Raw genomic sequence first — 22,168 nt, 5'->3', positions numbered from 1 at the left:
TCCACCTCACTTAATATAAGAATTTATCTCGGTGTGTAATGCGGAACAAAACCGTCCGACCTGTCTCCGGGTCCGTCCAGGTCAGGTTATTATTGCCGAGATTCAAATCGAAGAAATCACCATTGTAAAGATGCGAGACGTTCTGACCATTTCTCATAATTTTGAATTTCCCTGCATCTATAGTAATGACTTCACCAGGACGGAATACGTCCGTAAACTCAATATAATCTGTATGGAATCGGCTGGCCTCGGCTGGCTGCAATCGTCCCTCTCCAGACATAGGTACAGCTCGCATTAAGATTTCTCGGACGTAATCAGCGTTCGACATTCGCCCATCACCGGACATAGGCACTGCTTCCAAATCATAAGACCGGACAAAATCAGATTGCGCTCGGCCTTCGCCTGACAATTCCGCGCCTGCGGTCATATCCAAGTTAAAATCTAAAATGTATTCGATTGATACGCTGGAGTCTGGAGTATTGAAGGACATAAGATTGAATGCATTGTCAGTTTCGGCGCCGCTAATCTCTTTACGCCGGGAATACATTTGAGCCTGACCCGATAGATGCGCGGACAGATCTATTACATTCCCATCCGCTGAGCTGCCCGAGTTAAGAGCAAGGCTGTTGAATCCTGTTGTATTGAACATGACCTCCCTCCTAAATTACGTTCTTCTCTGCCCGATGCATGTAAGCCTCATTTGAGTGTTATATACATTATGGTCTACCGAGTCGCTTTGAAAAACTTTAAATGATATAACGTCTCCAGATACTAGGTATTGTTGATCATCCAACGTCAAAAATGTGACTAATCCAGTACCTAGCCCTGCGCCTTGTCGGGATGTTAAATTCGCTCCATTCTTCTGTACTGTCAGGTCTGCGATTTTGGTATTAGGCAAGCTTTCTATCGTGACCAGTGAATTAATATGGTACCACCCACTTTTATTGATCACTACCGTGTTTCCATCACGCACAGAATAGCTGTCTTCCATTATGGTAGTAACTGGTACATCAGTAGGAGTGGAATTAGCTGGCAATGTATATCCCCCGCTTCGTAGGTACACAAAAGGCGTATTCCCGAAAATTTGACCTGATAATGGAGATTTTTCATCCGTTGCACCTTTTGGAACAGTTCCAGCCACGACGATGATAGAACCAAGCTGCGATTGTATACCTGTAACGTTCCCGGACCCTGTACAATTTTCGATATAGAACCAAGAACGGGCATCAGCAGCTATACCAATATTGCGATTAGAAATTTTACAGTTTACGATCCGTGCGTTAGCGTCATAACTACTAATACCATGCTGGCTTGTTGAAGCCCCTTCAATAACAACGTTCTCAATCAAAGTTCGATTACAATAGACCAGAGATATACCAACCTTTTCAGTCGTTGTGATTGTCAGGTTGTAAATCCCTGCACGGTTCGTAAAGTTGTCTAATGTTACAGATTTAACCTTGTATAAGCTGTTATCCTCTGTTTCACCCTTTAGTTCTAGCGTCTGTGCACGTAGTTTATGCTTAATCTCAACGTCTTCATCATACGTTCCTGGTAACAATACAATGGAGAACCGGGACAGGCTTATAGGCCTCATTACGCTTACAGCTTTAGCGATGGTTTTAAATGCCTTGGCTTTAGTCAGACCATCATTTGAGTCTGATCCGTTAACGGCATCCACGTAATACACATAAGCGTCCGTAAGTTCCATGCCTCGCAATTTGTCGTCAAGATCTTCAATATTATGCTGCGCCGCTCGAAGGTCGGACGCGGTAAAATTACGTGCTACCACAGCACCTGATGCCCAAGCACGTGCTACGCCTTCAAAGCCCCTGACGCATCCTTTAAGCGTGTTATCCTCTATGTTTGTATATGTTATTGTCTCCGCTACATCTCCGTTGCCTATAACCGCTATACCCTCGCCTTGTAATAGTACAGCAGCATTCGTTACCTTGATTTCAGTTTGAGTCGCAGTGATAAGTTCTGCCAACTCTGTACGCGGCGAATTCACCACCGGGGCATACATTTTTTCCATGTTTAGAACCTACCCTTCATCTATGCTTATCTGACCAGCCATAAAACGTAGCGTGTCATTTGTTTGTACCGTACGCGGCGTTTTTACAGCTCCGTGATATATCAGATATCCTCCCGCCGCTGCCGTTCGGATGCCAATATGTGTTACCAACCCCCACTCAGACGTTGCAATTGGAAAAGACACATCCGCTGTACTGGAAGTCACTGCCCTTCGATCGGTAATAACTGGCGCACCAAACGTCACAGCTTGCCGTACATAGCTGCTTCCGTTAACTTCCTGCCCTGTATCTGCATCCGTTGGATTGCTTGTGTATAGAGCGATATATACGGTCTGAGGGGCTGTAAAGTTTGTTCCCCTTAAGGCTGCATTAATACAGGCCGTTTTCCACCAATTACTTTTACTTAAAAGTATGTCCGCCAATGTAAAGACCCCCTACTCAATTAGATATTCATTTGTAATTCGAAAATTTCGTATGTCGTTTTCACCAATGTTGGTCAGAACGATAACAGGACTTGCCCGTTCGTCTCCAACTGACGTAACTGAAACGGTTTGCGGCGACTGTGTGATGGTCACCTCTTTAATGTTCTCCTCACTCTCGGGAAACGGATGTTCACCCATTTTGATTGGTATGGTTAACTCTCCATCCCAAAGTATTTTTTCGATATCTAAGGTTCCGGCATAGCGTCCAATATATCGCCTTCCTGGTAAGTCCGAAAAGGTGAATACGATATCCCCTTTTTTGGCATTAAAAAGAGCCGCCACTTGGGCGACTCTCCTATGGTAATCAAGGGTTGTATCATCTGCCATAATCACACATTCAAGGGGAATTATCCGTGCTCCATAGGTACTACCAAAATCTAGTTCTCCATCCCGTTCAGCAATCTCAAGACTGTTATCCTTTGTCGGTGGCAAAACGGGTATGTTATGCTTTTTAAGCCCTAACCCAATGGAACTGAACGACTTACCGTCAGCAGTAGCCTCAATCATTTAGGATTTACCTCCCCTCGCTTGCAGTCTTCGCACCAGGTTGTCCCTTTCGGTCCAAAATACCTTTGCTGCGGATTCGTCTTCAATATAAGTATCTCCTGAAGTTACTGTGTAGTAATTGTTGTTATACTGCGGATTTGTCCCATCCCCCGAAGCCATAGAGAAACTCGGCATAGAGAAATCAAGCCTTGGCATTTTGAAACTTATGAGGTTAAACAGGTTACTTTGCTGTTGATCGTTCAGATACATTTCACCGGCTCTTGCGATTACTGGAACCTCTGCGCCCCGGTCCCCTTGGACGATCCCACCAGAATGGAATTTTTGAAGCTTGCCTGTGTCCTTCTTGATGCCATATTTATTCCGTAGAGCAGCATTCTCCTCATGCAGCTTGGCTTTCTCGGCGGTGCCTGCCGAGTACCATTTATCAATATTGGAATTGTATCGCTCCAGGTCGCTATCCTTTTGTGAAAATGAAGATCCAGTATCCAAGGAAGCAGATATTGAAGTAGCATTGATTTCAGCCATTTTCATCTGATAGTCTAAGATGAATTGATCCAACTGGCGCAAGATTTCTGCGTTCTTCTCAGATTCCTTTGAAATCTGCGTATTTTTCAGATCTTCGGATTTGGATTCAACGCCATCTGAATACTCATCGAACTTACTGGTGAGTTCATCATAGTGCTGTTTTGCTGCTTCAATCTGGTCATTGTAATCCTTTTCTCGCTCAGTCTTCTCATCTTGAAGCTTTTTCTTTTGGTCCTCCAAGCCACGCTTTGCCAGCGTCCGGTTATGTTCCCGTTGCATATCCTCAATGTCTTTCTCGGTTTGTTTGCGCTCAGCGATACCCTCGGGACCAACGGCGGATTGGAGCAAGGCAAAACGTGCTTGTTTCTCCGCCATAGCACGATCATAGTCCTCGTCTTCATTCGCGGTTTGCATCTTGGCAAGCAAGTCGTCTATGGCCTTGATTTTAGCATCCTGAGCTTCGACAAAAGCATCCCGCTCCGCTTCAATCCGTTTGACTTCCTCATCACGAGTCTTTTCAAGCGTTTCCTTTTCCTTCTTGGCAGCTTCAGTAGCGGCCTTCTTCTGATCCTCCAAAAGTTGCTTCTTCAAGTCATGGACCTGTACATCAATTTCCATGCGTTGCTCTGATCCCTCTTTATAAAGAGCCTGCATTTTTGTCCATGCATTGAGCTGATCAGAAACAGAAATGGCTTCCATGCTTTTTTGGTAATTAATACGTTTCTGAAAATCGGATAGGAATTCATCTTCCAATGCCTTGCGCTTCTCATAGATTTTCTGTTGTAATTCAAAACTCTGTTCGGCGGTACGATCTTTAGCCTTACTCATGCGGATATAAGCATCGTATTCCATTTTTAAAATAGCAATTTGGCCTTGTCCTGCCATTTCCATTTTGGAAGTCTCTTTATCAATCCATTTTTCTGAATTTTGATATCGAAGCTCATTGTACTTGACAGTAAGATCGTAAATTTGCTTTTGGATATCTCTCCGGTTTGCTGGCAGCAGGTAGGCTTTATTTTGTTCTTTGGTATAGAAATCAAGAGATGATCTGGTCATTTCGATTTCTTGCTTGTTGGCCTGCCGCATGCGTTCGTTTTTCTTTTCTAGGTTGGCGACATCTTCTTCGTAGCGAGAATCATTCAATTTCTGAATGTCTCGTCCCCACTGCTTTAAGGCATCCTTGTCTTCCGTGAGGAATTGCTTATGCCGCTGCCCCAAGCGTTTGTATCCTGCAACCTGTTGATCTATAGACCATTCATTACGTTCAGCGATGTATTTGAAGTTGTCCATATCATCGCTGTAAGAATCCTTACGAGCCTCAGCAGCTTCCTTGGCTGCTTTTTCAGCCGATTTTTCTGCATCACTCTTTCCTTTTCCCCCTTTTTTATCTTTGCTTGATGAATCACTAACTCCAAATTTAGGATCTTTGTAGAGCTTCGATAAAGCGTTAATCCGAGTGTCAAAGGATTTTGCTTGATTTTCATATTCAGTGTATATTTCATCAAGCTTTTTTTTGTTATCCAGTTTTTTCTTATCAACATCAAGTTGATTCTTGAAAGGAGCGTTTAAAACTGATCTAATGCCAGTCATGCTATTAAGTTCAGTTTGTCTTTTCGCAACCTCCAACGAACTCTGAGCCATCACACCATTAAGAGCAGCTTTTAATTGAGCTAAATTTCTAATAGCCTCTGCTTCAATGCTATAAGCTTTTAATCGTTCATCGGTGGATACTTTTGTGTTAAACGCTGAAGCCTTCTCGGATTTCAAATCGTCGATTGCTTTCTGAATTTTTGCTTTTCGGAGAACTTCCACAGCATCTTTTTCAAACTTCCATCCATCGCTCGTCTTATATATCTCTGCTGCAAGTTGAGGATATTTTAATATTAGGTCCGTGGCAGCAGCGGCGTTGAGAGACTGTCCTTTTGAAAGGTCGCTCAAGAGATTATTCATCTCAGATACAGCAGTGCCATTGCCTTGAATTTGCTCTCTTAAATCTGCTAATGCTTCCGCCTGAGCTTTGGCACTTTCAGCTGCTGTACCCGACTTCCCTGCAAATTGATCAACCGCATCAACTGCAACTTGGCCTAGCTGCACTGCGACTTCAGCGGCAGAGGCAGCAAGTTTATGGTTCTCCTTCTCTAAACCATTTACTTCGTCCTGGAGCAGCTGAACGGAGTTAGAAGCTTCGTCCAAACTCTTTCCAGTAAAAACGTTTTTAAAGAACTCTCCCATTTGTGAAGCTAGGCTGTCTTTAACTTTAAGGAGTTTCTCTTTTGTTTGCTCCAATTCTTCGGTGTTCTTTTTCAACTGATTGTTAATCTCATTTTGTTGATCGGTAAGCATGTTCTTTCGCGCTTCATTTTGCTTTGTAATCAGTGTGTTCAAAGCGTCAACTTGTATTTGTACGGCCTTTTCACTAAAGTTAGCGGATTCAAGCTGTTTAGCTCCATCCTTGCCTACTGTTATAATTAATGCTTTTGTGACCTCTTCCAGTTGTTTTTTTATTTGAGTTTGCCTCTCGATTGAGGTACCGCTAATTTTAAGCGAATCAGAAAGCGATTTATGAGCATTAACAAGTTTGGGAAGCAAGTCAATTTGTCGCTGATACTGACTTATCATTTGTTGAGCTGCCGAATCTTCATCTTTCAAGTTTTGCGCTCTTTCACGCGCTGCTTTTTCTTCTTTTCCACTTTCCCAAATGACAAGAGCAATTGCCCCAGCCAGCAAAGTCAAACCTGCTGTAGCAGCAGCCATCGTTACAGTGGATAACGCTTGCGCCCTAGTCATAGCTGTAGTTGCAATTGTTGCCTCTGTTGTTGCAGCAGTGGATGCCTGAGTTGCTGCGCTACGTTGGACGGTAGACAATGTTGCTCCTTGAGAAGAAACAATATTCACTTCATTGGCTGTAGTGTTGGCAGCAACAGCCACCGTTTCTGCAACCTTAGCTGTTGTAAGTACTTTCACAGCAGCTACTACATTCATAATTGGCCCGCTGAGGGCTTTATAAGCTAGAAGTAAACCTCCAATAGCTGCCGTACCCTCAAACACACCAGACGGTACTTTGGTAAGGCCAATAAGCAGTTGGTCAATCGCGTCCAAGACATTCTTGATCATTCTTCTTAGCCCGTCGTCGCCTGCATTGTTAAATATCTCAAGCAAAGATGCCTTGGTTTGTGCTGCTTTACGCTGAATAGTATCCATTTGAACCTTCAGGTATTCCATTGTCGATCCGGTTGAGCCTATAGAGGCTGCTGTACCAAGTAAAATATCCCCGGCATTAAGGGAAGCTGCCAATTTGGCATACTGATACACGCCGCGAGAGATATCTGCATATGACTTTGTAAGGTCATAGTTTTTGTCGATTACTTTAGTAGAAAGATCCAACAAGATATCTTCTGCTTTTCTCCATTGCTCTGATCCATTAACAACTTCCTTGGTTGCAACGCCCAAGCGTTCAATTTCTCCCACAGCCTTGTCGGTACGAATCGTACCCAAGACTGTCTTCCACATGTTACCGAGATTTTCACCAGAGAGCGCTGTGTTACGTACACCGGCTGAAATAAGACCGTTCATGAAGTCGAAGCTTACGCCTGTTTCAGCAGCAATCTTACCTGTACGCTCGAAGGCTGCTCCCAAGTCTTTAGCTGGTGCCATCGTATCATGGGCAACCTTGGACCAAGAATCCAGAACGCGCCCACCCAACACCATAGCGTCATTACTGTCCTTGATTTGCACTCCATACTGAGCAAATGTAGACTCCATTGATTTTGTCGCATCTTCTAAGGACACAAGGTCAACAGTGGAAAGCATTGTAGACTTACGCACCATTTCCTGTACTACGCCTGCATCCTTATACATCCGGCCCCAAAGACGTGCTGATTCGGTAACATCCATGATTTCCGAGCCAAGATCATGAGCCGTTCGAATAAATTTGGTTGTTTGGTCATGAAGCTTTTCAGTATTCATAACCATTTCTTTAGTGCCTTCGTTATATTCTAAAAAGTAATGTTCGTTTGTTTGGATATAACCCGCCATGTTGGATTCTATCCCAACCAATCCTTCTTTAAGTGCTTCCTGCACTTTGTGCATGGCTGCATACATTGTGTTGAATACAAGCGCATGCGTAGCCATGTCTCCTACTCGGCTCATCCAATTAGGCGTTGTAGTGAAGGTCTGTTTCATCTGTGCTTCGGTTTGGCTCAGTGAACGACGGATCTTCTGTTCTTCTTGAAGCACCTTTTCGCGAACCTGTGCTTCTTTCTGTTCTCTAGCACGCAGAGCGTTTATCCAGAACTTCTCATAATCCTGAGCGTTCTTCCTTGCTTGTTGTGCTTCCTTATCCGCCATTTGTTGCAACTTCATACGGATAGCCTGTTCTTGCATGAGGACACGTTCACGCGTCTTATCATCCGTTCCTACCCCTGAAACTTTAGCGGCTTTCTGTCCGGTTGATGTCGCCTTATTTTGAAGGGCCTCCATCCGTTTTAGATGCTCTCGTTCCTGCTGCTCAATTGCATCCTCACGCTTTTTTACAATGGCCTGCTGTGCTCTGAGTTTATCGTCGGTTATCTTATTCGCCTGGTCCAGTTGATTCTTCCGAGCATTATTTAATTCTGCCTGTGCAGTACGCTGCTTTACAAGAGCTTCGGATTCAGCGAGAATCTTCTTCCGTCTGTCTTCTGCACTCAAAGCAAACTTATCCGCACTACTGGCTAAGGATTTGAAATTTTTCTCGCTGATTCCTAATTCAGCATTTAGAAGTTTAAACGATTCAGCATTGGCTCTTGCTCCATTGTCGATAACCTTGAATGCAGGTAATATCTTGCTGGTATCCAGGTTTATTCGTGCGCCTACTACGTCCTTATTTAAGTCTGCCACTTAACTCACCTCACAAATGGTTCAGGAAAAGTTTCCTGACCTAAATACAGAAAAAGAGGCATCCTGCATGATTGCGGATGCCTCTTAGTTTTACTTAGCGAAGAAACCAAGATCAGATAACGACCTGACCTTCTTCGGTTTTTTGTTCTCCACATTGCCACCGTGAAGAATGATTTCAAATTCCCGGTTTCTGTTCTTGGCTTTCATGAGCGCTCTAATCTTTGGAATGGTCATATTAGGCCACTCTGAATCAGAAATACCACTACTCACGCATAAAGCCCAAAGTTCTATCCAGTCCGTTTCCCGATCATCCTCAGTAACCTCTTGGTCGTCTTCGTCGTCAGGCTCATAATCTTCATCAGGTGGAAACGACTCCTTATAGAAATCGTTCTAAGAGGCCGTCCAACTCCTTAATGCCCTCTTCGTCTACATTCTCGTATTCTTCCTCCGTCAGTCCTTCTACCAACACAAGATTAAAGGCTTCCTTATGCAATGCCTCAACTTTAGGCCAATCGACCTCGGCTCGATCTTCTGTGGCATCCCATTTTTCACGTCCAATTGAAAAAGAGAACTTATACTCATTTCCACTCATAAGTTGCCGCACCTGACGGATCAGAGCAATAGTTCCGATTTTAACGTGTTTTACAATTCCCTCACCAAGAGGGATTTCCGTCCCGATATTAAGTGTTTTATCTAACTTATTAAGTGTTTTATCTAACTGTTTGTCTGTACTCATTAAATTTCCTCCTCAATGTATGTAACCCCCTACCTGAGCGATAGGGGGTTGGGTTAGTAATTGATTAGATACCGAAAATGATTTCTACTGCATATCTGTTTGGATTCTCTGGCGTGATATCCGGTTCCATAATCTCCAGTGCCAATGTGTTAGTGGTTGGCTTTTTGCGTTCTTGGGACACGTCCAAAGTTCCACCCCCGAGAGCCTTCCAAATAGTGAGCTGGCAAGGGACTTCTTTACCGTTCCGATCATCGGTTAAGGAAAAACGGTGTACCAGTTTAAATGGTTTCGGACGGCGTTTACCGCTTAAACTACTTCTTGTAGCATTCTCCTTTGACCATTTGAACGTAACAGTGATTAACTTCCCTTCGTTTGCAACATCAGATGTAATTTTTCCATCAGCTGTAATTACGTACTGTTCTGCTGTTGGAGCAGATGCTACTCGAGTCAGTTCAGTGAGTTCTCCTGTTGCTGTGTCTTTTAAATAGACACGGTCACTCTTAGCAACAAAAGTTCCACTATACTTTGAAGGAGCTTTTAGCTGGTAACCATCCGTAGCAGTCAAGAATCCTTGCTCTACTTCGTCAAATTGAACCGTACCTTTTTCTGATTCGGCCCCTTGAGACAATTCAGCGAGGATGTCAGAATAACGAGGAACCTCCATAGAAGCCTTATCCCCTAAATCCTTAGCAGTATAGTGGAATGCATATCCACTATCGCCGCCCATTACTTTGTCCCAATCAAACTGTAATTGCAAAGTTACTTTTGTGATTTTATCATCAAGAAACTTGAGCCTTCCGCCTTCTTCATAAACCTGCGCTGACCCCACACCATCAAATACTAAAGGTTGCATATAGTTTCATCCTCCTTATGTGTGAACATAAAAAAACTGGTCAGCTTATTTGACCAGTTCCCATAAACGCTTATCAATTTCTGCAATACGGCTGTACTCGTTGGTTAGCTTATAGCCCTGTTTTGGATTCCAAACACCCATAATACCCAATCCTTTAGCAAGCGTGATTTTTTCAGCAATCAGCGTATCCCACTCGGTAGGTTCTGGTTTAGGAGGATTAGGTTGAGTCCAATTCAATTCGGCTTCATAAGTTATACCAGCAAGAGTAACTACATTAAATTTGTACTTTTTGGTTGTATTTGCTTCGCTAAACCATAGAGTTTCTTGGTCATCCGGTTCAATTTTAACCCCATCTTTTTCAATGCTGGACACATTTGTTTTAGCCAAGGAAACTCGCTTTTGCGCTGAATCAAGCAACTCATATTCAACGTGGTTAACGCCATTGTGTTCACCGGATCTTCCCGTTACTTTCCATATTGCTGCTTCTGCCATTCTGTTCACCTCAATTCATTCTCAAGTAATCAACATCGAAAATTGCTTTGTACCCCTTGGCCCCTTGTATACCAGTAGCAAAGTCTGCGTCATAGGTTAGAACACACAGATATGAAGCAAAGCCCTGAGCTGTCAGTCGTCTGTCGTGCAAAATCTTGAATGAACGTTCAAACAGTAATTTCGCTTCACGTGCTGTCTTCCCGTAGAAGTCGATACAGAACTTGCCCTCAAAGACTAACGGATTAACTGCATATCGTCCCGGCATGACGTACTGGCAGATATGAGGAATTGTATCCTTGCTAACCGTTATTTCAGGCTCCATGCCTTTGGTGAATCGTTTTACGACTTCGTCAGGAGATGATGAAGAAGTGAGCTTCAGCATGTACATAAGCTCTGTATCTGCTTTCAAGGCACTCTGAACGGCATCAATAAGTTGCAAACTCACTCCTTAACCTCCCTGAAGTATCTGTGATATGGAAACTCAGTTATTACACGGCTAATGCCATCCAGAATACGTTTCCGGTTAGACTGAATTGCAATACGCAAAAAGTAGGTTGGCGGTGTGGCCCTGAATGAAGGATCAATATCACCGCGCTCCGCAAGCTCCTCCAAGTTTACTCCAGCATAGCCCCCACCTGATTCCTTCATGGTCCCGTCAATTGCCAGGTACTTTCCACGGGAACGACCTACAATAACACGATCACCTTTGGACCTCAGTCGGTTCCATGCTTCACTGTTCATATAGGTCACCAATCCGGGGTTTTGACTGCTGTCTGCCATCTTGGACCCTTTGCCAAACTGTTCAAGCCATGCCTGCCAATAGTCCGCGATTATATCTCCTGAAATCATTTGATTAGCAAGTACAAACATGTGCATTTCCAAATGGTCCCGAACTGCCGGATAGTACCGTATGCCGCTTTTGGCTGTCAGCATGACCAGTTTCGTTAGCCCGGTAATTTCAACAGCGAGCTTATTCTCCAGATCCTTCGCCGCTTTCGCTGAATCATACCCTGTAATCATCGGCGGTCCTCTGAAAGCTGGACATGCAGCAGATTAGGATACTTTATCCTATCTACCACATCTACCTGGTATGTCTTCCCGCCCATTACAATCCGGTCAGGCGCGGATAGACTTGAGTCTTGAGGGTCTCTTACATCGACTGTCGTCTGTAACTGCAAGGTAAACACAGTACTCGGCAGCAAGCCCGGCTCCTGTTGTCGCAATTGTGCTGTGACATACTGTGTAAAGCAAACAACATCAGCAGCGACCGACGTGAATTCCACATTGCCCACCGGATTATCGTTTACATCGTAAGCTTGCTGGTATCTTTGCACCTCGACCATGGCGTTCGTTTTAATCAGAGAGCAATATTTATCTTTCTCCGTTGTTGGACGCAATGTCTGAACTAAAAAATGATCGTCATTCTGGACTATATCTCCCTGCTTTACAGGTGATTTCGATGAAAACAGACCATTGTACATATATTCTTTGCCAATGATCGTTGTCGCCTTGGTATCTCGGGACAGAATGACAATGTCCGGTTCGCCGTTTACGGTACATGGTGAATGCCGATGGGCAAAATCTTTAAACATCAGTAACGCCGCCCTTCTTTCGTCCGTGTTGGCCCCGCTACACCGAATACCGGAACATTTGTCCCCTGCTGCACTGTTGATATGGACTCGATAAACTCATAGGCTTCATCAACAAGCTGAACAGCGTACTTTTTCCAATCAACAACCTGATTTTCAAAAGAGAAGTCAAAGTCCTTTTTAGACTTCTTGATTCTCGCTGTCATGGAAGGGGCCAGTATGGCAGCAACCATACAAACGGCTGCTGCATACACATAAGTTTGATCATCACCAGTTAACTCAGCATAATCAGGAATGGCTTTCACAATCCTCGATTCTCCAATGGGTAAAACAGAAAGAGCGTCTATGTCAGCATCGGATATTACATCCTCACCAACGCCTAGACGCCCTCTAATTTCCTCGTGATACGTCTCCGTAGTGAGGATCTTATTTGCCATCTGCTCCACCGCCAGCAGCACTGATAGCCTGTTTCAATTCTTCAATACTCATTTTGGTGTATCCGGGTATTTTCAATTCCTTAGCTGAGGCTTTCAATTCTTTCAACTCACCATCGGACTGAAGAATATCAATTTGCTCAAGTAATTCTGCTTCTCGCGCTTTGGACTGTTCTAATTCGGCCTGAAGTTGTAACTCCCGTTCTGAAGGAGAACCATCAAGAGCCCCACCATCTACAATCTCCGCAAGCAATTGTCCAGTTGCCGCATTACGGATTTCTTTCTTTGCGATATCTACAAGACCATCAGGGGCATCTGTTACGATGTCCCCCGAATTGTATTGCCCAACAGCATCAACCAATACTCTTACAGTTGTCATAAATTAGATCTCCTCTCTTACGCCACTGTTGCGAAGATATGCCAGTTAACGTATTTCAGACGCGGTAGCACTGTTGCACCATTGATGGCTTGCCATTGATCGGGGTCTCCTTGGATCAACTTAGTCAGTGCAAACTTTCCTGTATGACCGGTGAAAATGTCTTCATAGTTATTCGGGCCGGTCACAAGATCCATAATTGAGCCTGTCATACCATGGCCGATTATGATTACTGCATTATCTGGAATGAACGGATAGAATACGCCAGAGTCATCAATGTAACCACCATCGTAAACTTCATACTTAAGACCATTCAAATTTTGGCTGACAATTTCAGCAAGCGAACCGTCAGTGACAACATCTTTACCAAAAGTGTACTTGATCAATTCGCGGATTTTAGCATTCTGCTTCAAATAGATATCGACTTTCTTATTAACAATAATTTTAACAGGACGAGCCCCACTTCCTCGGAATCGAAGTGACCAGCCATCCAAGTCAGCCAATGGATCTGCTGTTTCGGTATTACTCCACAATACGGAAGCTGTTGGCTTGTTATTAGCTGGAACACCATAGTCAATCGTTCTGGCTGGTTTGGTGGATGTGGCTGGTACAATAAGTTTTCCTGTTAATGACTGCCATCTCATCCACTCAAACCGAGTTTCGAGGCGAAGGTTCAGACCAACCATTTTCTCAATCATGTATTCTTCGCCCCACTTTTGCTCAAGACTGTTGCCTGGCTTTCTCAAAGTAGCAATCTTTTCACGGTCGATAACAACCTTTTCTCTCCATTCTTGGTTTGTGAAGTTCATGTGTTTCACCACAGGTGGAGTATGAATAGGTGAAGGATCATTCAATCCTGTAGGTGGCGTCATACCCGTATCGTCATAGGTGATGTCGTATTCAATAGTGAGTCCAAGTTCCGGTTTGAAGTCAACTCCATTGGTTAGCAGTTGAGCCCCGCGAAAACTGTTAATATCCGTCCGAATGTTTTGGACGACTTCCGTAAGAAAATATGGATCAAGTACGTTTGCCATGTGTGTTTATCCCCCTTATACAAAGTAACAAAGCTTCAGCGCTGTCTTAGCCGCTGCATCAATGCCAGTCAATTTAGATTCATGGAAAATGCCAGCAATCCACGCCGAAGCGCCAATATCTGAGATTGTTGTATCATGGTCGTTATCCAAAATGCACATGGCTACTTCGGAACCATTGGTTGCCGATGCGCTATACGCCACCGCTTTATCCTTATCCACCCCGGCCGCTGTTATCTTGCCGATAACTGTCCCTTTTTTCAGGATTCCTTGCCCTTGTTTCAGCAAAATACCTCCGGGAAGCTTTGCCTGAAGGTCAGTAGACGCTAGAACCTCCGTAAACTCTTGAGTAATAACCTGACCGGGACCAGGAGCGCCATTATACTGAGATTGCATCATAATTATTTATCCTCCTTCAGCAGATTACCTCTGCCTGTATTCTTAAGTGCCGCTCGAGCTTCTTCACGAGCTAACGCTTTAAGTTGTTCCGGTGTTTTCTCACCACCATCATTTTGTGAGTTAGCTGGCGGCGCTCCATTCAGCGCTCCTTCAGGAAGGTTTACATCGTCACCTTGTGTATGGCGACCACCGCCACCCAAAGCAGCTTGTGCCTGTGCCTCATACGTTGCGCCGATCTTTTCAATTTCAGACACCGGCAGATGAGAGAGTGCTGTTTTCATCGCCTCTACATTAAAGGCTTCACCAAGAGCACGTACACCAGCTCCGCATGCTTGTTCGGTGACCTTCACCTTATATGTCACTCCATCAGCGGCCTGAGCGCTCAACGATGTAAGTTTGCTCAAGATGTCAGTATCGTTTTCCACACTTAGCGCTGCCCGGATTTGTCCAAGTACATTATTAGCCGCTGCCAACGCAGTTGCTTGAGTTTGTGCTGCTGCTAATACAGCTTTTTGTTCGTCTGTCACAGTGTCATCTCCTTTGGCCTGTGTTTCGGCCTCATTGTTTTTGTTTTGCTGTAATACAAATCCATCCAAGCCTGATTTGCCGCTAAAAGAATAAAAGACGCGTCCGCCACTTGGTAGTGACTTCGCATCTTCAGATAAAGCTTCACATTTTATAGCAGATTGCAGCTCAGATGTATTGCTCATTCCGACTACTCCGGCACCTGGGTAAGCTCCGTCAAAGACTAGAGAGTTTTCCATCAGGTCGCCGTCATTAATGTCTACAGTGCAGAGTTTGGAATCATACTCCCTTCCGCGAATGTGAGGGCAATTGCCGCCAAAATACTCCTGTCCGCAGATGGAACATGTTTGACTGGTTACCGTAAATCCGATTGATGTATCAAATATAGTTCCGGCATCAATACCTTCAGCTATTTGGTCAATCTTGATATCCCCGACCTCTTGACCCAGTTTCATGTAATGATCTGCATAAAGTGCCAGTTCATCGCCATCCATCTGTAATCGACTGTCAAAAGTTCTACCGAGTGGTATTGTCATGACACCCATGTTGGCCCATGAGTGATCCAACAGCAAGGATACACCTTCTCTTGCTTGGACAGCCATCTTTCTTAGAAAATTAGGGGTCAAACGATAAAACCGACGAGGTATGATTTGATCCCCTACAAGCTTTGCAGGGAAAACATACGCTTCATCCTCAGTAAGAGGAACACGTGCCAACTGATTAATCTTTGCTAATTGTTCGGGTGTAGGTTTACCCATATTCTCTATTCACCTCCCTCCGGTGGAGTATTTTCTTCATTCGAATCAGGTTCATGCTTCTTTACAAGCAAAGGAAGTAATTCAGCAGGAATTTTGGCATTTATACCAAGTGTCCAACGTATTTCCTCAGCAGCTTCCAACGGAGTGATATAGAAGTTCTTCTCCGCTGTGATGTAGTTATCGATCTTTGAACGTCGGTCACGTTCAATCTCATTTTCAGAACGTAAATCAATGGGGAGATAGTCAGCTTCAACTTTTGTTTGAGTCCCCTTTACTCTTGCAGACAACGAAAAAGCCCGCTGCCAGAAACGTTTGGTTACGCTCCGCGCGGACTCTACATTTTTGATATATATTTGAGTGTCAATCGAACTGTATGTTTCAGTTGAGCCTTGATGCCTGGAAAGAATGGTAAGTAGTGTTTTGAGTGAAGTCGCCATTTGGGTATCAATGATATCAATTAACTTTTTGATATCAATCATCGGCCCCGAATTGCCACCTTTGAGATATTCCACCTTTACACTATCCCAGTGGACAAGAGCATCATCTGGATTGAGTGAGTTGAAATGGTTTAGCATCTCATCCATTCGCTCTTTGAGCCATTTTTGTTGACCATCGGGATTACTCTTTAAGTTGTTTGGCATATTCTTCAGCATGATTTCTTCCAGCATCGAAATATCGAGCCTTGGATACCCCTGGTTATGAACTACTGCTTTTAGATCTGCCAACACCTGAAGATGAAAGAATACTACTTGCAGTACCGGAAGCATAGGCGTTCGTCCATAAGGATCATCAACCATAGGATCAAACTCTTCGTAGATGAATGTTGGTGTGTCAATCTTTTTGTAATTGCCGAACCATTCTTCATTTGCGCTCCTCCGCGGGTTCTTTACATACTGCCACGGTGTAAGCCGATTAGTATCCGGTTCCCTTCGGAACCAAATTAGAGCTGGATCAACTGGAACGATATCAATTACATCATTACAATGCTCGTTAAGTACAACTTCACCAGCACAAGCCCCACGAACCATAATCATCATTCGCTGAATGGTGTCCAACTTTTCCAGCGACCGTCCGTGTTGATACCCCGGCGAAGGTAAGGGTGTATTCAGCATGGCCTTTAGTTCGTCCAGCACCCGTTGTCCACTCTTATCTGCGTTTCCGTTTGGCTTCTTTGCAGTAAACGTTAAATCCGTATCTCCCATACGCAAGTATGTGTACAAGGCATAGGATACGTCCGGATGAACGGATATAAGCAGTTCCAATAATTCCTCTGCTGTATAGCTCTGCAACTTGGTAAGGTCAATATTGTGGGCTTGTTGATGCTTTTTAGGCAGCCAATTGAATATTCCCCATGGATTGGAGTTTTTGGGCCCTGTTGTCCTGCCTATGCCCATCATCTGCCGTTTTACCGCTGCCGGGAGAACTGAATTCACAAATGAATATACAGCTTTATGATACCATTTCAAGATTTCACCGCCTTTCTTGGCAAACTTCTATGAATACAGAATAACATCAGTTTTGTTCGGATTTACTACTGATTTTTGACTTACAAAGTAGTACTGTTCACCAAAATGTCCAAGCTTGGGATGCCTTTAGAAGCCAAGGAAACTTTTCCTGCCTTCTCAGGGTTCATTCTTCTACGTCTTCCCGCTCGGGACTGCGTTCACTTACCACGCGCTATAGAATCATCACCAGCATCTTCCTATTATTTATTAAAGAGCCAAGTTTAGCCGATAAATATTACGTTTGATAATTGTCTCAAGGAAGGTGATTACTATGAACCCAACAATCATGAATATAGTAATATTTTTTAGTATACTGCTCTTGATATCCGTATTTATAGATTGGTTAAAATTTTCAAAGTATTTAGATAAGGTTTCGGATCTTACAAAGAGTAAAGAACGATGCGAGATTAAATTTGATCGTGAAAGTACAAATGATTTATATCAACTATACGATAAGTTCCCTCCACATTTAATGAAAATTAAAAAACTCAGTTTACAAACTGAGCAAAAAACGGAGAATATTTTCGAAAAATCGATTGACCTGTTTCACAAACTTTTTCTTACCGTAATGTTTACTTTCATTGCATTCATAGGAACGACCTCCGCGACGATGATTAACTTCCTTAACGGGAGACGCCAAGATTATAATGATGATGAATGGATTAGTAATGTCCAAAAATTTATTGATACTTTTGGGAATGGATTGAATTTTTTTGGCTCTTTAACACTAATCTCACTTTATGTTTGTTTATTCACAATAAACCATCTAATCATAGTTTCTTTAAAAAAGAAAATCATACACCATCATTTATCGATAATTAATGAAATAGAAAAAGAACGATCTTAAAAAGCATCTTTCTGTTGCAACTTAATCCCCAGTTCAATCAGCCAATCCAGATGCTGCGACTTTGATTGGGTCTATTGGTATTATTCTGATGTTTATACTCACTACCCTCCAATAGTTTTGTGACAATAAAAAAAGATCAGCCGCTAAAGCTGATCTTTTTGTAGTCTAATTATTATTTTTTCTTAGCGCGTTCTCTAAATGGTTGATCAAATCACCATACCGCTCCTTGGCTGTATCATCCGCTTCAATATTTAAAATTCCGTTCAAATTCCAGACAATAGCCTGTAGCTGAACCGCCTCAACATTTAGTGCTTCAAAATAACTTAAGCCAGATTGTCTAATTAATGCTTCGATATTAAAAAGATCGCCGCCATTCAAGCCTAATGTTTCTTTATCAACGAGTTTCATTTCTGTATCGCCTCTTTTCCAAAAGTATCATACACAATTATTGGAAATGGGACAACAAAGATTGAATTGAGTTGGTTCCCGCTATTCGGTAGTAGGCTAATATGCTATCAGAGCGTGTGTATGCCCTCTCTCTGCGTTTATCTGCCCCCTTACGGCATTCGTCCGTATAACAGAAAGAACGCTTAGAATAGCTCGCATATTGCCATATCAAGGCAAGAGAAAAAGCACCCTAAGATGCTCATCACTTCTTTAATTGTCCCTCTTTGGCCTCTTTCTTAACCTTTTCCCATTCCTCCTTTAAGTAGAGACCGGACAAATTAACAAGTTTATTGGTGAGAGATACTAATTCGTCTCTGCTTCTGTATCCAAATTCCCTTTTAAAATCGTCATTAATTAAATCTATAACATGTTTTAGCACACTTACAATTTCGCCTTCATCAGATAACAAGTCTTCTACTTTTAATGAATGCTTCTCTAAAACTTGATGAATCATAGATTCTAATTGCTTATTATGATCAAAATAATTTTTTATAGCAAAACTTAATCTATCCTTTTCTGGAATTTCCAACATTTCCTGAGCTCTATAAAAATTGAATAATTTATCGTTTATTTTCTCAATTAGGCTGTTAATTTCGTTATCTTCCTTACCCGAGTGATTTAAATGTAGTTTTATTCTATGTTTCAAAAATATCAATCTTTCAAAAAAACTATTCATTCCTTCTCCTTTTAGGAGGGGCTTTTGGTCATAGTAAGTGGTAAGCATTAGATATTCAGAAATTAGTTCTCTGAGCTGAGCCATCCACTTTACCCTTTCAGAAGTAACTGCATTTACAAACGTTGTTCTCTTGTTAGTGTGTAAACTACTAAACAAATTAATCATTCCAACAATAAGTGTGGCTATAACAGCGCCTAATGTAACCCATTGAGAAATTGTTAAACCATAATAAGCTACCGCATCTGATGAATCTTGAAGTGAAACTTTCAATGTTCATTCCCCCTAATATGTAATATCACATCAGGGATATTTTACCTCTTTCGTACAAGCAGGTCGAGAACAAAACTGTTTAACTTTGTCCCACCTACCCCATATTCTTCAACTGTTTTGGTGGCACTTTAAATGGGAGCAATTTTCCTTTTCCTTTCTTCTGCTCCTTCAAACCTTCATACGATCTATTCCCACTAGCAGGATGTAAAACGCTGCTGTTGCAAAAAGCGTTTGTACTTAGTTACTAGAGAGGAATGAGAAGACCGTTTTAATGAGATACCAAAAAACAATTCAATATACAATATTTTGATGTAGTATAGTAATAGCGAAACAACAGGACAAAAGCTACTATTTGCTCACTATTTCAAAATAATAGCTAAGTGTCGGGAAATTGAACCCAGAGAAAGGTTTCTGACCAGATCTGTTATTATGTTTTCGCTGGTTAACTATTTTCCATCAACCTGTTCGCGCCGCAAGAAGTTGGATTATTGGTAATACTAATATATGCTTATTTCAAGCATTTTATTAAGTCAAGCAAATGTTTCGAACCTTGCGGCAGTTTTTCTCTGTGCTGTTGGATTTGCTTATAATGATCAACTTAGGTTCAAAATAGGATTTCACTTCCTAGCAAAAAGTAATTTCAATCTATGTTGAAGCATTTTATCTGTTTCAGTCATTTCACAGCTACCAACATAAGATTTAAAATCGTTAAAATAATTCTCCACTCCCCAATGCATTTCAATTTCCCTTATTAGATTTTTAATATTACGACACCAAGTCCATTGTTGTTCGGTGATCTGGCCAGTAGGAATAGGAAAATAGTAATAGTTATCATTCAAATCTCTCAAAATATTTTTTCTAATTGATTCTTCGGAGACTGAAAAAATTGATTCAATTAGATGTTTTAAATAAGAATTCTCATGATAAGATTTTTGCTGAAAAAGATTTTTAATTTTTAATGATAATTGAATGAAATATTCAGATTTCAACCTCTCATTTATTAGATTAATTAGATTTCTTGCTTTATCATTTTCAGTTGGAAAATCCCATGGATCTTGATACCAATCTTTCGTTATGTCGATTTGTAATGAAATATTTGTACGTATCAAATTTAAAATTTCTTCATTGCTAATCCCTAAATCGACTGACAGTATTTCGCACCACGTAATTGTCGAAGATAGATAAGCAATAATCTCTTGAATTTGTTCAGTGCCACTTAGGTTTCTAAGGTACTTTCTAGTATTATTGATCATGTTACGTATTTCTGTTTCCGACGAATAAAAATTAAGTGGCTTCTCCTTATAATTATTAATTGAAGAAATTAAATCAATTATGTCCCTTTTAGAGTATGTACCACTTTCATACCATTCTTTTATTTCAGGTAAAACATTTTTGCACATATCATTTTCCAATGAATTTTTTAGTATAAGATTACACATATATAGTATAACTCCACTTTTTTCAGTAGTATAATAGATATTCATTAGGTCACTATGTGTTTCCTTGGCGTCTAATAATACCATTTCTCCTTTATGTTCAATATTAAAAAACACAGTTGCAAAACACATCCGATAAAGATCATCTCTTGTAAATTTTTCAGTAAAAATCTCCTCTCCAAGGGTTAGGGCTACTTCTTTAATAAAATAATTAGTTTTTTCAAATGTCCTCAAATTTTTAAATTCAAAGCTATCAGCAATAGGTCCAATAACTTTCCATACCTGTTCACCCATAATTTTCATGGGGGCTTCAGCAGCATACTCCTTTATGGTATAAATACGATCGATAGCCTTTTCCTTATAATTCATAAAGTTCTCTTTATCATTTTTAATATGATCTACAGCAGCAACTAAAACTATTTTTATATTATTTATTTTAGAAAGACTATCTACAATACCGAAGATCTCCTTAATATCAAGTTCATCGTGTTTTCTTTCTAGATCATCGAATACAATTATAAATGTATCTTTTTCACTTAATTCTTTATTTAGAGTCCTAAACATATTTTGTATTACTGGAATAGACAGCGAAACCCCAAAATAGGATATATCAAGAGTATTCATTTTTTGTCTTACCATACTAGTGAATTTCTTTATTTTTCCTTGTGGTGCTTTGTCTAAAATTTGAAAATAAATTTCCTGAATTATAGTATTAACATCTTTTTTTCCAAACAATGATACATAACAAGCATTAGAGTGATCTTTCATAAAATCTGATATGTACTTTGTCTTTCCAATTCCCCATTCTCCATCAATTAGAATATTTTTATAACTCGAATCTTTAAATTGTCCAAGAACTTTTATTATCTCATTTGCTTTCATTATTTATCCTCCAATCACATTTGAACAAGTACTAAAATAATAGCACATGTAATAATAAATTTAATCTAATACTTATAGGAACTTGATTAAAGCTTTTATATCTTGCAACCCTCTAAGAACCGCATTGTCCTGTTCATAAAATCACTTAATTTTCAGCGTGTTAGCATACTTTCAACTCCATCTCAAAGCTTGAGCCAAATCGTGCTATCACTCAGGCTATTATGAAGAAGAAAACTCTTTCTTTGTATTAAAGACCCCTAATAAATCTGCACTGCCCCCATACAGACATCAGGGTCTTTAATCTCACACATACTCTCATGGCCCACATGTATAAATCCATACCGATTGTACATTTGGTGATGCTTTTCAAATATGACTTGGGCGTTCCAGTCTTTGTTCGCCTATAGATCAGATGCAGTGTACTATTTCTCCTTCTCTCCCAGATATTACTGCAGACTTGTCAGATATCTTACATAAGGTTAGCCAAAGG

The 22,168-nt window shown here is 41.5% G+C and carries 21 protein-coding genes; 1 reads left to right on the top strand and 20 read right to left on the bottom strand.

Going from position 1 to position 22,168, the window contains the following annotated elements; translation table 11 throughout:
- Positions 1-10: 10 nt before the first annotated feature.
- The 17 genes from NSQ58_RS12005 to NSQ58_RS11925 all read right to left on the bottom strand — a co-directional run bounded on the left by NSQ58_RS12005 (position 11) and on the right by NSQ58_RS11925 (position 17,081).
- The gene (locus NSQ58_RS12005) at positions 11-649 is read right to left on the bottom strand and encodes a phage distal tail protein (protein WP_341057490.1); all 639 of its coding nucleotides are present in this window, start codon (positions 647-649) and stop codon (positions 11-13) included.
- 15 nt (positions 650-664) lie between these two features.
- The gene (locus NSQ58_RS12000; protein ID WP_341057489.1) at positions 665-2,032 is read right to left on the bottom strand and encodes a right-handed parallel beta-helix repeat-containing protein; all 1,368 of its coding nucleotides are present in this window, start codon (positions 2,030-2,032) and stop codon (positions 665-667) included.
- 9 nt (positions 2,033-2,041) lie between these two features.
- Positions 2,042-2,452, bottom strand: a complete 411-nt coding sequence (locus tag NSQ58_RS11995; RefSeq protein ID WP_341057488.1) for a phage tail fiber protein — start codon at positions 2,450-2,452, stop codon at positions 2,042-2,044.
- A 12-nt stretch (positions 2,453-2,464) separates the two neighbouring features.
- Positions 2,465-3,019, bottom strand: a complete 555-nt coding sequence (locus NSQ58_RS11990) for a phage tail domain-containing protein (protein ID WP_341057487.1) — start codon at positions 3,017-3,019, stop codon at positions 2,465-2,467.
- Positions 3,020-8,422 (bottom strand): phage tail tape measure protein, encoded by a 5,403-nt coding sequence (locus tag NSQ58_RS11985; RefSeq protein WP_341057486.1) that lies wholly within the window; start codon positions 8,420-8,422, stop codon positions 3,020-3,022. It abuts the gene before it with no gap.
- A gap of 376 nt (positions 8,423-8,798) precedes the next feature.
- Entirely contained in the window at positions 8,799-9,158 is a 360-nt protein-coding gene (locus NSQ58_RS11980; RefSeq protein WP_341057484.1) for a hypothetical protein, read from the bottom strand.
- A 64-nt stretch (positions 9,159-9,222) separates the two neighbouring features.
- Entirely contained in the window at positions 9,223-10,011 is a 789-nt protein-coding gene (locus NSQ58_RS11975) for a hypothetical protein (protein ID WP_341057483.1), read from the bottom strand.
- Positions 10,012-10,056: 45 nt separating this feature from the next.
- Complete coding sequence (locus tag NSQ58_RS11970) at positions 10,057-10,503, bottom strand: hypothetical protein (protein ID WP_341057482.1); 447 nt, start codon at positions 10,501-10,503, stop codon at positions 10,057-10,059.
- A gap of 10 nt (positions 10,504-10,513) precedes the next feature.
- Complete coding sequence (locus NSQ58_RS11965; protein WP_076294656.1) at positions 10,514-10,948, bottom strand: hypothetical protein; 435 nt, start codon at positions 10,946-10,948, stop codon at positions 10,514-10,516.
- Complete coding sequence (locus NSQ58_RS11960) at positions 10,945-11,523, bottom strand: hypothetical protein (protein ID WP_341057480.1); 579 nt, start codon at positions 11,521-11,523, stop codon at positions 10,945-10,947. The genes NSQ58_RS11965 and NSQ58_RS11960 overlap by 4 nt, the downstream gene beginning before the upstream one ends.
- Positions 11,520-12,095 carry a hypothetical protein gene (locus NSQ58_RS11955; RefSeq protein WP_076158383.1) on the bottom strand — a complete coding sequence of 192 codons (576 nt, stop codon included), beginning with the start codon at positions 12,093-12,095 and terminating at the stop codon, positions 11,520-11,522. Before NSQ58_RS11955 ends, NSQ58_RS11960 begins: the two co-directional genes overlap by 4 nt.
- Positions 12,095-12,529 (bottom strand): hypothetical protein, encoded by a 435-nt coding sequence (locus NSQ58_RS11950; protein WP_279832290.1) that lies wholly within the window; start codon positions 12,527-12,529, stop codon positions 12,095-12,097. The genes NSQ58_RS11955 and NSQ58_RS11950 overlap by 1 nt, the downstream gene beginning before the upstream one ends.
- A complete protein-coding gene (locus NSQ58_RS11945; RefSeq protein WP_341057479.1) occupies positions 12,519-12,905 on the bottom strand; it encodes a hypothetical protein in 387 nt (128 codons plus the stop codon). Before NSQ58_RS11945 ends, NSQ58_RS11950 begins: the two co-directional genes overlap by 11 nt.
- A gap of 17 nt (positions 12,906-12,922) precedes the next feature.
- A complete protein-coding gene (locus tag NSQ58_RS11940; protein WP_279832284.1) occupies positions 12,923-13,936 on the bottom strand; it encodes a major capsid protein in 1,014 nt (337 codons plus the stop codon).
- Positions 13,937-13,951: 15 nt separating this feature from the next.
- Positions 13,952-14,332 carry a head decoration protein gene (locus NSQ58_RS11935; RefSeq protein ID WP_279832281.1) on the bottom strand — a complete coding sequence of 127 codons (381 nt, stop codon included), beginning with the start codon at positions 14,330-14,332 and terminating at the stop codon, positions 13,952-13,954.
- Positions 14,333-14,334: 2 nt separating this feature from the next.
- Positions 14,335-15,615: a hypothetical protein gene (locus NSQ58_RS11930; RefSeq protein ID WP_279832279.1), complete on the bottom strand. Its 1,281-nt coding sequence runs from the start codon at positions 15,613-15,615 to the stop codon at positions 14,335-14,337.
- Between the two features lie 5 nt (positions 15,616-15,620).
- Positions 15,621-17,081, bottom strand: a complete 1,461-nt coding sequence (locus NSQ58_RS11925; RefSeq protein WP_341057477.1) for a hypothetical protein — start codon at positions 17,079-17,081, stop codon at positions 15,621-15,623.
- Positions 17,082-17,391: 310 nt separating this feature from the next.
- Here NSQ58_RS11925 and NSQ58_RS11920 point away from each other — a divergent pair, with 310 nt between their 5' ends.
- Positions 17,392-17,967 (top strand): hypothetical protein, encoded by a 576-nt coding sequence (locus tag NSQ58_RS11920; RefSeq protein ID WP_341057475.1) that lies wholly within the window; start codon positions 17,392-17,394, stop codon positions 17,965-17,967.
- Between the two features lie 165 nt (positions 17,968-18,132).
- On the opposite strand, the gene NSQ58_RS11915 is transcribed toward NSQ58_RS11920, so the two are convergent.
- The 3 genes from NSQ58_RS11915 to NSQ58_RS11905 all read right to left on the bottom strand — a co-directional run bounded on the left by NSQ58_RS11915 (position 18,133) and on the right by NSQ58_RS11905 (position 21,678).
- On the bottom strand, positions 18,133-18,375 hold the full coding sequence (locus NSQ58_RS11915; RefSeq protein WP_341057474.1) for a hypothetical protein: 243 nt from the start codon (positions 18,373-18,375) through the stop codon (positions 18,133-18,135).
- Positions 18,376-18,616: 241 nt separating this feature from the next.
- Positions 18,617-19,360, bottom strand: coding sequence for a hypothetical protein (locus NSQ58_RS11910; RefSeq protein ID WP_341057473.1), 744 nt, complete (start codon positions 19,358-19,360; stop codon positions 18,617-18,619).
- 617 nt (positions 19,361-19,977) lie between these two features.
- Positions 19,978-21,678 carry a P-loop NTPase fold protein gene (locus tag NSQ58_RS11905; RefSeq protein ID WP_341057472.1) on the bottom strand — a complete coding sequence of 567 codons (1,701 nt, stop codon included), beginning with the start codon at positions 21,676-21,678 and terminating at the stop codon, positions 19,978-19,980.
- Positions 21,679-22,168 lie beyond the last annotated feature (490 nt).

This window comes from Paenibacillus sp. FSL M7-0134 (genome assembly GCF_038007865.1).
GTDB lineage: Bacteria > Bacillota > Bacilli > Paenibacillales > Paenibacillaceae > Paenibacillus > Paenibacillus polymyxa_B.
This window is presented reverse-complemented; position numbering and strand designations above follow the sequence as displayed.